The organism is Nonomuraea sp. NPDC050643, from assembly GCF_040654715.1.
GTDB lineage: Bacteria > Actinomycetota > Actinomycetes > Streptosporangiales > Streptosporangiaceae > Nonomuraea.
The window spans coordinates 94,467-109,494 of sequence record NZ_JBFAIM010000007.1 but is presented as its reverse complement, the minus strand read 5'-3'; the positions used below and the strand labels follow the sequence as shown (position 1 = coordinate 109,494).

7 protein-coding genes are annotated in these 15,028 nt (G+C 74.2%); 2 read left to right on the top strand and 5 right to left on the bottom strand.

Going from position 1 to position 15,028, the window contains the following annotated elements:
• The first annotated feature begins 13 nt into the window (after positions 1–13).
• Complete coding sequence (locus tag AB0I15_RS11270; protein ID WP_358093124.1) at positions 14–988, top strand: AraC family transcriptional regulator; 975 nt, start codon at positions 14–16, stop codon at positions 986–988.
• Between the two features lie 38 nt (positions 989–1,026).
• Positions 1,027–1,974: a LysE family transporter gene (locus AB0I15_RS11265; protein WP_358093121.1), complete on the top strand. Its 948-nt coding sequence runs from the start codon at positions 1,027–1,029 to the stop codon at positions 1,972–1,974.
• A 44-nt stretch (positions 1,975–2,018) separates the two neighbouring features.
• On the opposite strand, the gene AB0I15_RS11260 is transcribed toward AB0I15_RS11265, so the two are convergent.
• The 5 genes from AB0I15_RS11260 to AB0I15_RS11240 are packed head-to-tail and all read right to left on the bottom strand — an operon-like array spanning position 2,019 to position 14,962.
• Complete coding sequence (locus tag AB0I15_RS11260; RefSeq protein WP_358093119.1) at positions 2,019–4,340, bottom strand: hypothetical protein; 2,322 nt, start codon at positions 4,338–4,340, stop codon at positions 2,019–2,021.
• Positions 4,341–4,387: 47 nt separating this feature from the next.
• Positions 4,388–8,062, bottom strand: coding sequence for a DUF5682 family protein (locus AB0I15_RS11255; RefSeq protein ID WP_358093116.1), 3,675 nt, complete (start codon positions 8,060–8,062; stop codon positions 4,388–4,390).
• Positions 8,059–9,216: an AAA family ATPase gene (locus AB0I15_RS11250; RefSeq protein ID WP_358093113.1), complete on the bottom strand. Its 1,158-nt coding sequence runs from the start codon at positions 9,214–9,216 to the stop codon at positions 8,059–8,061. The genes AB0I15_RS11255 and AB0I15_RS11250 overlap by 4 nt, the downstream gene beginning before the upstream one ends.
• Before the next feature lie 44 nt (positions 9,217–9,260).
• Positions 9,261–14,105 (bottom strand): DNA-binding protein, encoded by a 4,845-nt coding sequence (locus AB0I15_RS11245; protein WP_358093111.1) that lies wholly within the window; start codon positions 14,103–14,105, stop codon positions 9,261–9,263.
• Positions 14,102–14,962 carry a DUF4132 domain-containing protein gene (locus AB0I15_RS11240; RefSeq protein WP_358093108.1) on the bottom strand — a complete coding sequence of 287 codons (861 nt, stop codon included), beginning with the start codon at positions 14,960–14,962 and terminating at the stop codon, positions 14,102–14,104. Before AB0I15_RS11240 ends, AB0I15_RS11245 begins: the two co-directional genes overlap by 4 nt.
• Positions 14,963–15,028: the final 66 nt, after the last annotated feature.

Here is a 15,028-nt window from a genome sequence, read left to right as displayed (position 1 = left end):
TAATCTTTCCGGTATGCAGGTCACGGACGTGAACGGCACCCACCTGGCCGTCATCAGCCCCGCGTCCGGCGGCTTCCCCCCGCACAGCCATGACGAGTACGTCATCAGCGTCAACCTGTGCGGGCGGGAGCGGGTGCGACTGGACCGGGCTTCGTTCGAGGTGGATCTGGACGAGGTGACCGCGTACAACCCGGGGCAGGTCCAGTCGTGCACGACGCGGACACCGGAGGAGACAGTGTTCACGTGTGTGAGCTGGTACGTCCCGCCGGCCGCACTCAGCGCCCTGACCGGCGGCCCACCCCCGGACTTCGAACGCCCGGTCGTACGCGCGGCCCACCTGCGCACCGAGCTCATCCAAGCCGCCCGAACCTCTACCACAAGCCACGACCCCGCCCTACTGGAGGAACGCCTCACCCTCCTACTCCTCCACCTACTCGACCTCACCACAACCCCCACAACGACCTCACCCCTCGCCACCACCTCCTCCCACACCACCACCGCCCCCACTTCGGCCCGCACCTCCACTCCCGCCGTCGCCTCCACCACCACCGCCGCCTCGGCCCGTACCTCCGCCACCACCCGTGCCCCCGCTACCGCCACGGCCCCTGCCGACACCTTCACCAGTGCCTCTGCCTCACTGCCCGCCCTGCGTCCGGCCGGTGCGGGTCCTGGGGACGCCCGGATCGCCGCCGTACTCGATCGGCTGCGGGGTGACCTGTCGCGCGCACCCCGCCTGGCCGACCTCGCCGAGTACGCAGGGGTGTCCCGTGAGCACCTCATACGCTCCTTCACCCGGGCGATGGGCTGCCCGCCCTACGCGTGGCACCTGCAGGCCCGGCTTGCCGAGGGGCGGCGCAGGTTGCGGCGAGGGGTACCGGTCGCCGACGTGGCGCACGGCCTCGGCTTCGCCGACCAGGCTCATTTCCACCGTCATTTCCTGGCCGCGTACGCCATCACGCCCGGCCGCTACCGGTCCATCAACATCTGACAAGACCGCTCAGGAGTCCGGCCGCGAGAGTGAACGTCATGTCCGAGATCTTCATGCTGGCCCTGTGGGTGGGGCTGCTGTTCAACGCGGTGCCGGGTGCGGTGTTCAGCGAGTCGCTGCGCAGGGGCGTACGGGGTGGGTTCCGGCCTGCGTTCGCGGTTCAGGTGGGGTCGCTGGCCGGGGACGCGGTGTGGGCGGTGCTGGGGCTGGCGGGCGTGGGCGCGCTTTTCACGGTCCCGATCCTGCGCGTTCCTCTGACGATCGCCGGATGCCTTCTGCTCGGCTGGCTCGGACTGACAGCCCTCCGCGACGCCGCCTTCCCCCGCTCACCCACCCCCACGAACCACCACCCACAGTCCGCCATATCCACAAACGACCATCCACAGCCCCGCACACAGGCGGACGGCTTCGCGCCTTCCCACATGCAGCCAGACAGCTCCCCACAGCCCTGCGTGCAGGCGGACAGCTCCCCAAGGCCCCGTTTGGAGGCCGGCAGCCGTCCGCAGTCCCACCACATGCCCGTGGACGACCAGTCGCAGTTCGGCCTGCCCCTGGACGCGTGCCCGGCACCCACCCCACCTGCGGACACCCCTTCTGAACGGGATGGCATCACGGCCGGTCGTCCCGAGCGGCGCACCGTCCCGAGCGGCCTCCCCGTCCCTGGCGTGCCAGGGAGTGGCCGGTCAGGGCGGGGTGCGCTCATGGTCGGTGCCGCCATGTCCCTCGGCAACCCGTGGAACATCGTCTACTGGTCAGGCGCCGCCGGAGCCGTCAGCGCCGCGCTCGGTCAGGACGCGGGGCCGGCCGCGCTGGTCGTCTTCTTCGCCGGGTTCATGACCTCCTCCCTGCTCTGGTGCTTCGTCTCGGCCGGGCTCATCGCCGTCATCCGCAGGGCCCTGCCCCCGGTGGCCGTACGGCTCCTCGAGGCGGCGTGTGGTGCGGCCCTGCTGGTGTTCGCCGTCCTGCTCGCCGCCCGCCTCGTGTAGCCGCCGGCCCCGTGGTCTCGGTCATGGCTCGGTCATGGTCTCCGTCATGGCTCGCTCTGCCACGAGGCCTGGATGAGGGCCCGTTCCGTCGCGACGAGGTGGGTGGAGGCGGCCAGCCATGCCCATACGTACCGATCGGGGCCCGAGTCGGTCAGCCGACCGAACACGTCGCGATCGCGCCGGTCGGCCTCCGCGGTGAGCGCCGTGGCGAGTTCGGCGGCGGACCGGAAACCGGCCCGGCGCAGCGACGCCTCCTGGGACTTGAAGTCGCCGCTGCGTCCCGACTCGGCCACAGCCCGCCGGCCACCGGCGACGGCCAGCTCGACCAGCCGCCTAACCCGCCACAAAGGCGCGCCGGCCACCGGATCCATCTCTCCGGCCGGTTCCATGGGCACCGATGCGGCGAGAGCGTTGTCCGGGGGGAAATGGGTGCGCTGCAAGCGGTCGTAGCCCAGGTCGGCCCTGCCTTGCCAGTCGTCGGGCAGTCGCAGGGTCAGCTCGGCGCCAGGGACGGGTGCCACGGCAAAGGGCTGCAGGGTGGCGGGCCGGTCCGGTTCGATCCGGCCGACCACTCGTACGCACAGGCCGGGGCGGGAGGCGAGCCGCTGCAGGTTGGCGACGTGGGCGAGGTCGGGATGGCGGTTCGCGGGCACAAGCCGGATCAACGGCCCATCCGCGCGCATGCCGTTCCCGGCCGCCCCCGCAGGCAACGACCCACCCGACCGCTCCCCTTCCGCAGGCCCACCCACCTTCAAAGCCACATCCGGCGACCCACCCTCCGCAAGTTCATGACCCTTCGAGACCCCGCCACCCGCAAGCTCATGATCGTCCGAGGTCCCGCCATCCGCAGGCTCGTGACCGTCGGCGGCCCCGCCGCCCGCAGACTCATGACCGTTCGGCGTCCCGCCATCCGCCGACCCGTGTCTGGCTGGAGCCCCGCCGCCCGCAAGCTCATGGCCGTTCGGGGTCCCGCCATCCGCCGACTCGCGTCTGTCCGGAGCCTCGCCGTCGGCCGACTCGCTTCCGTTCGGAGCCCTGGTCGCCTGGTCGCCGTGTACCGGCTCGGGTCCGTTCGGTCGCTCGCCGTGGGTGAGTTCGCGGGCCAGGACAACGTCTCCTGCCGCGCCGACGATCACCAGGTCGCAGCCGATCGGCTCGCTGGCCTCGTCCGCCGTGGCGGCCTCGCTCCAGGCGGCGCCGGAGAGTCGCGCCGGGGCCGCTTCGCTGAGCGGGCGGGCGAACAGTGCCGCCATCGGACCCTGGTTCCACGGCATGCCGTTCACCGGAGTGGCGCGTACCTTGCTGCCCGCCCCGAGCCGGCCGTCAGGGGAGATCGTGGCGCCTGCGATGAGCAGTCCGGCTCTGGCGAGCTGGGCGTGGCTGAGCATGGCCGAGCCGATGGCGACGGTCGCGGTGCCCGCGCCCCGGGCCCGGGCCACTCCTCCCGGCCGTACGTCGGCGACCGAGAACCAGCGTCCGTCCTCCGTGACGACATGGGTGACAACGCCGCCATAGCCGGTCGCGCTGATCACCGGCTCCCGGAAGACGCCGTAGACTCGCAGGCTGCCGCCCTGGTCGTAGGTGCGGCGAACGGTACCGACCAACGCCGGATCGGCGTCGGCCGCGGCCAACCGGCCCGCGATGAGCAGGAGTTCGCGCAGTGCCGACACGAGGTCTGCCAGCCGGTGCCCGCCGTGCGTCTCGCGGGCCGACCTCAACCCCCGCACGACCCGTACGGCCGCCGCCTCCGCCCTTGGCAGCCCGGCGAGGCGGGCGGTGTGGGCGGCCCGCAGCAACTCCGCCTGCGGTACGGCACCGGCGGCGGGCACCCCGGCGGCCAGCACCGCGGCCCCGGCAGCCCACAGCCCGGCCCCGGCCGCCACCTGAGCCGAAGTGGGCCCCGCGGCCACCGCCCGCCCGTCACCGACACCGACCGCCTGTCCCGACTTTCCAGCCGCAGCCCCGACCGCAGCTCCGGCCGCAGCCGCACCTCCGGCCGCAGCCGCACCTCCGGCCGCCGACTCAGGGCCGGGCGGCAGGTCTGGGGCGGAGAGTGCACCTGGATCCGCCCCATCGACGGCCAGGTCCTCAGGGTCGGCCACCGGGCAGGCACTCAGTACGGCGGCCCGATGCAGGCACCGAGGCGCGAGCAGGCAGCTACACCCCGCCTGCTCCTCCTCCACGACCGCCCCGGCCGCCCCGGGCGAGAGCGTCACCAGGGCGTCCTCACCGCACCGGATCCGTATCCCTCCTCCGTCCACGACCTCGACGGGAAGGGCGGCGTACTGGTCGACCGCCGCGTCCAGCTTCTTCCGCAACCTGGACGTGAGCCCTTCCACGGCGGCGGCGACCACCTGCGGAGCCACGGGCGGCAACGACCGCCCGTGCTCGGAAACATCTGCTGTAGGAGGATTCACCGGTTCTCTCCGCGAAGGCGGTCGCCGACCCAGCGGGCCAGGGCGAGCGGGCTGAGGGCCGCGACCGGCATCCCGGCCGCGACGAGTTGCTGGGCGACGGGAAGCGAATAGCGTGGAACGCCGCTGTCGTCCAGGGCGGCGCACCCCAGCAGATGCACGCCGGACCCGGCCAGGGCCCGCACCTCGCCCAGCAGTCCGCCGATCGGATAGCCCTCCTCGAAGTCGCTGACGACCACGACGAGCGTGCGGCTCGGCACGCTCACCAGCGAGCGCGCGTGGGCGAGGCCGGCGGCGATGTGCGTACCGCCGCCCACCCGCACCTCAAGCAGCAGCGAGAGCGGGTCCTTCACCTGGTCCGTCAGGTCGATGACCTGCGTGGAGAACGTCAGGAAGTGGGTGGAGAGCGTGGGCACCCCCGCCAGTACGGAGGCCGTCAGCGCCGACCAGATCACCGACGCCTCCATCGAGCCCGACACGTCGACCACGAGGATCAGCCGCCAGTCGGCCTCCTGCCTGGCCCGCGTGCCGAACACCGGCCGCTCCGGCACCACCGCCAGCCGCCCGTCCTCCAGGCGCCGGGTGTGCTGGAGGTTCGCCCGCAGGGTGCGCGGCAGGTTCAGCCGCCCGCCGGGACGGCGCGTCGGGCGTGGGTTCGCCAGCCCGGTGAGCGCGGGCCGCAGCTTCGTGGCCAGCTCGCGGGTCAACTCGGTGACCAGGCGCTTGACGAGCGGCCGCAGCTTGGCGAGCTGCTGCTCGGGCAGGCCACCGGCCAGGGAGAGCACGGAGGTCAGCAGCTCGATGGACGGCCGTATCGAGGCCGGGTCCAGCTCCGCCAGAACGTCGGTACGCCCCGTGTCGGCGGCCCTGGCCAGCACCTCCTCGCGTACGTCGGTCCCGAACAGCGCCTCCAGCTCCTTCGCCCATTCGCGCGCCGTCGGGAACGCCTCGTCCCGGCCGCCGCCGTTCTGGGCCTCGAAGTCGTCCGAACCTTCGCCGTGCCCCGCGCCGTACAGCTCGTCCAGCGCACGGGCGTAGCCCCGCGCGTTGGGCGGGAGCCGGTCGGACTCCCGCCCGAGCAGCAGCCGCCAGCGATCGACCGGCGCCAGCCGCCGCGCCGTGGCGTCGTCCTGGCCGGCCGTCTCCTCGTCGGTCGCCGCGTCCTGCGGCGGGGCGCCGCCGTCGGGGGCCTCGGGGACGGGCAGGCCCAGCGAGCGGAGTACGGCCAGGCCGGCGGCGTCGGCCGCCGTCCAGAGGCCGACCAGCTCGGGCGGCGCGGTCAGCACCAGGTCGAGCTGGTCACCGAGCCGCTCGGACACGGTCCCCAGCAGCCGGCTACGCGCCGCCGGAGTCAGCGTGTCGAACCCGCCGCGCAACGCCGGCAGCCGGTCGAGGAACTCCTTGTCGGCGAGGTCGTCGATCCGGTCCATGAGCGGGCCGAGCGCCGCCGGAGCGGCCTGGAGCAGGGGCCCGGCGGCCGTCAGCACGCCGGTGAGCAGGCGGCTCAGCCGGCGGCGGCCGTCCAGCCGGGTGGCGGTGTCGATCCATCCGGCGGCCCGGGAACCGAGCTCCTCGGCCCCGTCGAGGTCCAGCAGGACCCGCGCCGCCAGCGCCGCCCCCTGCATGAGCGGGGACGCCGTACGCGCGAGCTCCCCCAGCGTGTCGTCCATCCGCAGCCCGAGCCGATCCTCGCCCGCCCGGGTGGCGAGCGCGACCAGGGCGGCCGCGTCTTCGGGCAGGTCGCTGCCCGCGAGTCCGGGCAGCGCGCGTACGGCGGCCTCCACCAGCGTGCCGCCCAGCTCTGCGGCCTGCTCGCGGCCCTCCGGCGTGGTGCCGGGCAGGTGTTCGCGGCGCAGCGCCTCCAGCAGGTCGAGGGCGTCGAGCAGCTCGGCCAGCGTGGCCGTGGCGGGCAGCGCGACGGCCGCGTCGGCGAGACGGTCGGCGACCAGTTCGGGCAGGTCGCACCGGGCCGCCGCGCGGAGGTTGTCGAGGATCAGCCGGCAGGTGGGCCCTCCCTCCGCCGACTCCCTCCGGTACGCCTCCCGCAACGTCCCCGCCGCCGCCTGCGCGAGCGTCACCCCGCGTACGCCCGCCAGGTCAAGCAGGGCCGGAACCGCCGGGGTCCAGGAGAGCCGCCACTTGGTGCTGAGCGCGGAGGCGTCGCCCGTGCCCGCCACCTCGAGCGGCTCGCCATAGCCGACACCGCAGATCAGCAGGCGCTGCAGCAGGGTCTCGCGGCGGGAGTCGAGGTCTGAGCGGAGGGGGTCGAGGCGGACCTCCCGGCGTTCGGGGTTGCCCGGGTCGGGCAGCCGCAGCGCGGCCAGCTCGGCCTCGACCGCGGGGCCCAGGCCGGAGCGCGGTGTGCCGGGGGCGGTGCGGCCGCGTTCCGTACCGACGAGGACGGTTTCGAGGGCCTGCGCGAGCGCCCGGCCCCGGCCCAGGGGTTCGCCCTGGCCGAGTGCCGTCGTCACCGCCTCGAGCAGCTCGCCTCGCCCGGGGGCGGGCAGGCCGCGCAGCCGTGCCAGGTCGCAGGCCAGCCGCAACGTCTCCACGGCCTCCCCGGTGCCCGCCGTGTGACCGGCGGACCGCATCTGCCGGCACAGGTCGGTGATCGCGCGGGCGGCGCCGTCTCTGACCCGGTCGGGATCGCCCCCCGCCTCGAACACGGCCTGCTGCCATCGGGGGTCACGGATGCCGGCGGGGTAGCCGGATCGGGAGTCGAGCAGGTCGAACGCATAGGGAACCAGCGAGGTGACCGGCTGCTTCGCGGAGGCCTTGGGGGTGGTCGTGCCGGAGGACTTACCGCTCCGGCCCGGCTCCTCGGCGTCGCCGCGGGCGGTGGGGTCGCCCTCGGCGGTGTCGGGGTCGATCAGCGCGGGGGCGTGGAAGGCGCCGATCACCGCCACGACGCGGCGGCCACCGGCCGCGGCTCCCGCGATGACGCGGCGCATGTGGGCCTCGCGGGCCAGGTCTCTGCCCGGCACGCCGCCGCTCGTCTGGGCGTCCCGGCGCAGGGCCCAACCCACGCCGAGCGCGGCTCGGCGTACCGACTCCGGCTCGCATCCCGGGGCGAGGACCTCCACGGCCCTGTCCCACATGTCGTCGCCCTCCCGCCCGCTGGCGGAGGCGGCCAGCCCATCGGCGAACGAGCTCCACCGCCGCTCCACCGCGCCGGAAGCGCTCTCCTCCTCCTGCTCCGGACCCACAGCGGCCGCGGTGGCCGGGGCCGGAGCGGAGACCGGGGCCGGGCTGAGGGTGGGGGTTGGTGCGTGCCACTTCGGGTCGCTCAGGGGGAGGTCACAGCACAGCACCTCCACGCCGCGCTTCCACGCCCACCGGATCGCCACCAGCTCCGGGGAGAAGTCGGCGAACGGGTAGAATCCGAGCCCTCCCTCCCCATCCGCCCCGGCCAGCGCGACCGGCGCCACGGTCTCGGGCGCGGCGAGGTGTTCCAGCCACGGCTGGAAGTCCGCCGGCAGCTCGATGCACACCACCTCGGCGTCCGCCGCCTCCAGCAGGGCGGGCAGGACCGCGGCCAGCGCGGGGCTGTGGTGACGGACCCCCAGCAGGTATGGCCGCACGGACGCCGCCAGAGCGCCCACCGCCTCCCGGGGATCCTCCCCTCGTGCCACCCGCGCCTGCCGGAGAACCTCGCCCTGCGAAGCCCCGCTCAACGGAGGTTCTCCCGTAGGTCCCAGAGGCGCCGCCACATCGCCGAGCCGTCCTCGGCCCGGCGGCGCACCGGCCCGTCCCAGTAGCCGAGCAGGCGCCCGTGGTCGGCCGGGTCGTCCTTGCGGACCACGCCCAGCAGATGACCCGGCACCAGGTCGAGCACGTCGCCCTGCGGCAGGTAGGCCGCCGCCACTCCCAGGGAGGCCGCGACCTGCACCGCCTCGGCCGTGGACATCACCGTGCCGGGCCGCTCCACGTCCCAGCCCTCGTCGGAGCGCCCGGTACGCAGATCGCGGAAAACGGTCACCAGCGCCTCAAGGACGGCGTCGTCCACCCCGAACGCGGCCCCCGCCCGCTGCACGACCGCCGTCGCCTGCCGGCGGACCAGCGCCGTCTCCGCCGCGGCGTCCGCGATGGGCCCGACGGTCTCGAAGTTGAAGCGGCGCTTCAAGGCCGCCGACATCTCCGACACGCCGCGGTCGCGCAGGTTGGCCGTGGCGATCACGGTGAACCCGGAGGCCGCCGGCACCTGGGCCTCCTCCGTACCGGCCAGCTCGGGCACGCTGACCCGGCGGTCGGACAGGATCGACACCAGCGCGTCCTGGACCTCGGGCAGGCAGCGGGTGATCTCTTCGATCCTGGCCACGCGGCCGGATCGCATGGCGGTGAGCACCGGGGAGTCCACCAGCGCGCTCCGGCTGGGGCCCTGGGCCAGCAACAGGGCGTAGTTCCAGCCGTAGCGGAAGGCGTCTTCGGTGGTGCCCGCGGTGCCCTGCACGGTGAGGGCGCTGGTGCCGCACACGGCGGTGGCCAGCAGCTCCGACAGCATCGACTTGGCGGTGCCGGGCTCGCCCACGAGCAGGAGCCCGCGCTCGCCGGCGAGCGTCACCACGCACCGCTCCACGAGCGCCCGCTCCCCGACGAACTTGGCCTCGATCTTCAGGCGTGCCGGCAGGCCGTCGCGACCGCGCGGGAGTTCGAGCGCCTCGCCGCCGCTGCCGCACACGAACGTCACCACCGCGCGCGGCGTCAGCAACCACCCGGGCGGCCGGCGGTCGTCGTCGTAGGCGGCGAGGAACTCCAGCTCGGTCGCGTACCGCTCCTCGGCCGGGAGCACCTGGCGCGCCGGGCCGGTGGTCACTTGGTCTTCAGTCATGGTCATGGATGAGAGTCCTTATGAGAAACGACGGGACGAGGGGCTCAGCGACGGCGTCCGCGCCTGACCTTGAGCTCCTCGAATCGGGGAACGTCACCTTCGCGCACCCGCCCCCAGGCCCTGGCGTAGAGGGCGGCGACGGGCTCGAGCGGCACCAGCGGCGCGCTGCGGTCGGGGTCTGGCCGGAACATCTCGAGCTTCCACTGCTCCAGCGGCAGGCTGGGCGTGGGCAGCTCGGTCCAGCCGCCGGGCAGGAACAGGCGGCGCCCGGCCCGGCTTCTGGTGGCCTCGACCACGAGGTCGATCGCGACCAGCTCGGCGCGGGCGGCCTTGAGCCGGGCGGGCTTCCACCCGGTCCACCTGGCGAGGTTGCGGTCGGTCGGGTCGGGCATGGCCAGCAGCATCAGGTAAACGGCCGCCGCGTCGGCGCTCAGCGCGTGCGCCCCGGCCACCTCGGCGACCAGCTCGGGCACCGAACGCGTCGGGTCCTGCGGCCACCATGTCCCGTCGGCGTCCCGCTCTCCCGCCACGGGGTCGCCCGGGTCGGCGACCAGGGCCTTCAGGCTCGGGTCGCGGACCGTGCGCAGGGCGATCTCCGCGGCGAAAGCGCCCTCGGACGCTATCAGCGCCCGCAGGTAGGGGTCGTCGCCGTCGAACAGCGCGGTGCGGACGCCGGGCGCGGGCCGGTTGTCGTGGGTGGCCAGGATGAGCGAGCCGTAGCGCAGGTAGCCCTCGCCGGTCTCGGTCGGCACCCCCGCGGCTTTCTTGAAGGCGACCAGGTCGACGTAGCGGCCGAGGTCGAGCATCAGGTCGGGGTTGGCCAACCGCTCGTGTACGGAGGCCAGCGCCCCGGGCAGCGCGGCCCTGATGGGGTCGCCCGCGGGCAGCCGGTGGGCCAGCCACGCGACCGTGGACACGGCCATGACGAGCGTGCCCGCGTCGAAGCCCGTGGTGTTGTCGTCGACCCGATGCACCCGGTCGCCGCGGACCTTCCAGGCCACGTCACGGCTCAGCTCGGGAACGGTGGCCGGGTCGATGACCGCGCGCAGCGCCCGGCCGGAGTCCCAGCCCGTCTTCAGCGCGCGGGCCGCCTCGCCGAGCAGCCATTCGGGCACGGTCGCCTGCCGCCCGACCAGGGTGTTCCACACCTCGGCCGCGGCGGCCACGTCGGGCCCGTCGGTCCAGAGCGCGGCCGGGTCGTCGGGCAGCAGCGCCGCCACGACCGCCCAGCGTACGGACGTGTCGAGGCCCCGGAGTTCGTCGCGCACCACGGCGGCGTCGGCCAGCTTCACCTCGATCAGCGCGCGCTCCTCCTTGCCGAGGAAGCTCCGCTCGTAAGCGTCGATCTGCGGCATCCCGGCCACCACCAGCTTCGCGGCGGTCGGGGTCACCCCGGTCAGCCGGGCGAACTCGGCCGCCGCCTCGGGCCGCCACGGCGCGGGGCCACGCGTGCCGAGCTCGGCCAGGAACGCCTGTGCCCAGCCCGCCTGGCGGGCCGAGCCGACCGGGCCGGTGGACTTGACCACGTAGGGCGCGGGCACCTCGAACCGGCCCGCCGGGTCGTGGTGCAGCGCCGACCACATGGTGCCGGAGCCGTCGTAGTCGAGCACGCTCACGAAGCCGATGAAGGCCCCGTCTCCCAGCGGGAGTATCCCGAGCCAGGTGCCGCTCCGCCAGCTTCCGTCGGGGGTGACCATGTGCTGACGGTCGAGGTGCAGCGTCATCCGGCGCCACCGCTCCGGCTCTGCCGAGAGGGGCAGGCCGCGCTCGTGCAGCGCGCCGAGCAGCGTGGACAGCGTGGCGCGGTCCTGCTCGCCGGTGATCGCGGTGGCGGCGCGCAGGGCGAGCGCCTCGGGCTGGTCCAGCGCCGGGTCCCAGCGCAGCGACGCCCCGCCCAGCCCGGGCAGGTCCAGGTGGAGCCGACCAGGCCCGGCGGGCGGCTCGTCCGGGTTCGACAGCGCCTCACCGATCGCCCGGATCTGGCGGAAGACGGCGTCGTGGTCCTCGACGTGCCAGCCGTAGTTGGTGTGGCGGCCCAGCCCGTTGAACGCCGCGTCGACCGCCGCGTCGGCGGGCCCGGCGGGCTCCTTCGGCCGATGGTCGCCGGCCAGCGTCTCGGTGAGCCGGGTGGTGATCGTACGCAGCGAGCTCTGCTGCTGGGCGGCGAAGCGCGCGACCCCGGCGATGCCCGTCACCAGCCCGTCGTGGCCCACCCCCGGCAGCAGCGCGCGGATCTGCGCGGGCAGGTCCTTCTCGTCGGCCGCCTCGGCCGCCTTGATCAGCGCGGCCGTGGTGTCGCCGTCGATCCGGCGCAGCACCGCGGACCCCTCGATGTCGCGGGGCTCAAGGTAGTTCCAGTAACGCACCGGCGGCAGCATCAGCGTGCCCTTGCCGAACGTGCCGGGCGTCGCGTCCGTCTTGACCGTGGAGGTGACCACGCCGTCGGCGTCGAGGATGAGCAGCCGGTAGCTCCCCTGCACGATGGCGCAGGCCCGCTCGGCGCCGGGAAACAGCAGCGGCCGCACCGGGGACTCGGAGCCGGAGGGCACGGTTACCGTGAGCCCCGAGAGGTCCTCGCCCCGCCTGGAGCCGTCGGGCAGCCGTATCACCCGCCAGCCCAGCAGGCCGTTCGCCGGGATGCCGATGGGCGTGGGCGCGTCGGAGGGGGCGGGCAGCAACCAGCCGCTGAGGAATTTGCTGCCGTCGGGCGCCGTGCTCAGCGCGTCGGCGAAGAAGGGGGGCATCGCCTTGCGGCCCTGCCGCCCGCTCGCGGGGTCGAACTCGTACCAGCCGGTGCTCTTGTGGTCGGAGCCGTCCCACGACCACACCCAGTAGGAGGTGCCGTCGGTGATCGTCGTCCGCTCGTCGGGGACCGCCGTGTCGCCGCGGTGCAGCACGCCGTGGCCGGTCGTACGCCCGCCGCCGGGCAGCGCGAGCGTGACGGAGTCGCTGCCGCGGTACCAGTCGAGCTTCGTGCCTCTGGTGTTGGCCTCGCCCTCCAGCGGATGGAACCGGTCGGCGGTGGTGTGCCAGTAGCCGCGCAGCCCGCGGTCGAGCTCGACCGACTGCCAGTAGACCAGCAGCTCGCCGTCCACGTAGTGGAAGCCGGCCTCGCCCCACGTGTCTCGGGAGGGAACCCGCAGGTCGTGGGTGAGCGCGGTGCCCTCGGGGCCGAGCACGCGCACCTGGGCGGACCCGGAGACGATCAGATGCGGCCAGGCGTCGGCGACGACCAGGTCGTCGACGTCCTTCGCGGGGACGAGGTTAGCCGCCGCGTCCTCCCAGGCCGGCCAGCTCAGCTCGTCGATCAGCCCGGCGCGCAGCGTGCGGGCGAGCACCTGTGCGACGTCCGCCTCGGCGGCCTCGCGCACCTCGGCCTCGGCCAGCACGAGCGCCTCGCCGGGCAGCCAGGCGAGCTTCCGCATGGCGTCGGGCAGGTCGGGGAGCCCGGCGGCCGACGACCGCCGGGCCACCTGGCGTACCCATTCGGCCAGCATCGGCCGTCCGCCGGGAGATTCGGCCAGCAGCCGGATGGCCCGCCGGTCGCGGTCGTTGTCGCTGAAGCTCTCGGCGGAGCTGAGGAACGCGGCGAGGAAGCGGCCGTCGGCCTCCAGGGCGACCAGGTCGCGCCGCTCCTCGGCGCCCGCCCAGTGCGCCAGCCACAACGAGACGTGACCTTCGGGGAGGGCCACCGGAATGCCGAGGGCGAGCAGTTGGTCGAGCAGGTCGACCTCCTGCGGCGCCGTCAGCGCGGCGCCCGCCCGCAGGTGCGGGGCCAGCCGCTCGATCAGCGCGTGCAGCGAGGGCAGGTGGGGCGCGGATCCCCAGGCGCTGTTGCGTGCGGCGAGGAAGCGCGTCAGCCAGCCGGTCGCGCCGTCGCGCGGCTGGACCGCCCCGGTGACCAGGTCGTCGGCGGCGCCGGACGACTCGATGATCTCCAGCCAGATGCCGGGCATCTCGTGGTCTCTGGCCTCCGGGATGACGTCGAGGAGCGTGACGCGTACGGAGGGGTCGTTCTTGCCGAGCGCCGCGAGAGCGCCCTTGTGGGCCTTCCACCAGCCGGTGGCGGCACGCAGGGTGGCGGGCAGGGCGAGCAGCTCGGTGAGGTAGACCTGCTCGGCGGCGTCGGCGTCCTGGCCCGCGGCACGCGCGAGCTTGCGCAGGTCTTGGGCCATCTGGGCCGACGGCGGCAACCCTCCGGCCGTGCGCCGCAGGCACAGCCGGGTGAACCGGTCGAGCGCCTCGCCGGCGGGCAGGCGGGCGGCCAGCTCCTTGGCGTAGCCGGACAGCACCTTGACCGGCAGCGCTCCCGCCAGCGCGAACTCCAGGAACACGGAGTCGAGCCGTTCCTCGTCGATCTCGAGCCCGTGCCGCGCCTCGGCCTTGCGGGCGTGGGAGAACATCTGCCCGGCGTAGGTGGCGTTCTCGACGCCGGTGAACACCCGGCCGGCCTGCTCGTAGAACGTGGGCAGGAAGTGCGGCAGGGACGCGGCGAGCCGCGCGGCGAGCGCGTGGTAGGCGTCGAGCGCCGCCTTGGGCTTGGACTTGGCCTGCCGGGCGGCGCGTTCGAGCTCGGGCACGAGGGCCAGCGCCTGATGCCCGTCCTCGGGGTGGTGCACCAGGATCCACTCGGGGAAGCCGAGCGAGCGCCGCTGCCCGAACCCGACCGCGGCCGGCTCTCCTTCCGGCAGCAGCCCGAGGAAGCCGGCGGCCAGGTCTTCGGCCGCGAGCAGCTCTTCGGCGGTCAGCCGGACGACGACCCGGTCGTCCAGCCCGGGGTGGCGGTAGGAGCGCGCCACCAGCGGCACCGCGCGGTCGCTCACGCCCTCGGTGCCCGGCGGCAGCACGCCTCCGGCCTTCAGCAGCTCCTCAACCAGGTTCTCGCTCACTGCCCCTCCTCGACCTGCCGGCCGGCGTACAGTGCCGCGGCCATCCGCATCCCCTCGGACCATGCGACCGGTCCGACCTCCCGCAGCCACAGCGACCTGCCGTCGTGGTCGTGCCAGGTGAGACCGCCGGTCTCCACCTCGCTGTCCCAGTAGGGCTCGCCGATCCACACCGACGCCTCGACGATCCGCCCCGCGTCACGCACCCGGCACGTGGCATAGCCTCCGGACACCCGGTAGCCGAGCTGCGTGGCCCTGGCCGCCAGCCCGAACCGGGAGGCGAACCTGCCGCCGGAGAACTCCGACACCGACGTGGCCTTCTCCGCCAGCTCGGCGGGCTTGCGCCAGATGGCCCGGTGGATCTGCTCGACCTTCTGCGTCACGCCCAGCTCCGCGGCGAACTCGCGCAGGTCGTCGAGGTCGGGCAGCAGCACGGGGTGCGGCAGCGTCACCGTCTCCGGCGACAGCCGCACGGTCTCGCCGTCGAGGTTGACCAGCCGCAACTCGCCCGGCTCGGTGGCGTCGCGCAGGAACCCGACCTCGTCGGGGTCGTCGCCGACCACGGCCAGGTCGCGCAGCGCCGTCTGCCACGCCTCGTCCGGCCACACCCGGGCCAGCAGCCCGGTGGGGACGGGCAGTGACGACACCATCCAGGTGTCCACCTGTGCGACGCACGTCGCGGCGTGCCGGTCGAGCCACTCCGCCAGCCGGCGCAACCGGTCGACCTCGGGGTGCTCGCGCAACGTCTTGGGCAGCGATTTGAGCTGCCGCCCCGCCGCACGCCCGGAGGTCGGCCGCGCCGCCACCCGGCCTTCTATGAGGGCGACCTCATAACCGTCGCCCGCCGCCAGCCAACCCACAGCGCCTGCCTTTCATGGTCAAGGATGTGCAGAACTCCACGGCTCCCGCCGCTGCGATGCGCGGAA

Bases quoted from the DNA above. Each gene is read 5' to 3' on its own strand.
- AB0I15_RS11250 (WP_358093113.1), bottom strand. From the start codon at position 9,216: ATGACTGAAGACCAAGTGACCACCGGCCCGGCGCGCCAGGTGCTCCCG.
- AB0I15_RS11270 (WP_358093124.1), top strand. From the start codon at position 14: ATGCAGGTCACGGACGTGAACGGCACCCACCTGGCCGTCATCAGCCCC.
- AB0I15_RS11265 (WP_358093121.1), top strand. From the start codon at position 1,027: ATGTCCGAGATCTTCATGCTGGCCCTGTGGGTGGGGCTGCTGTTCAAC.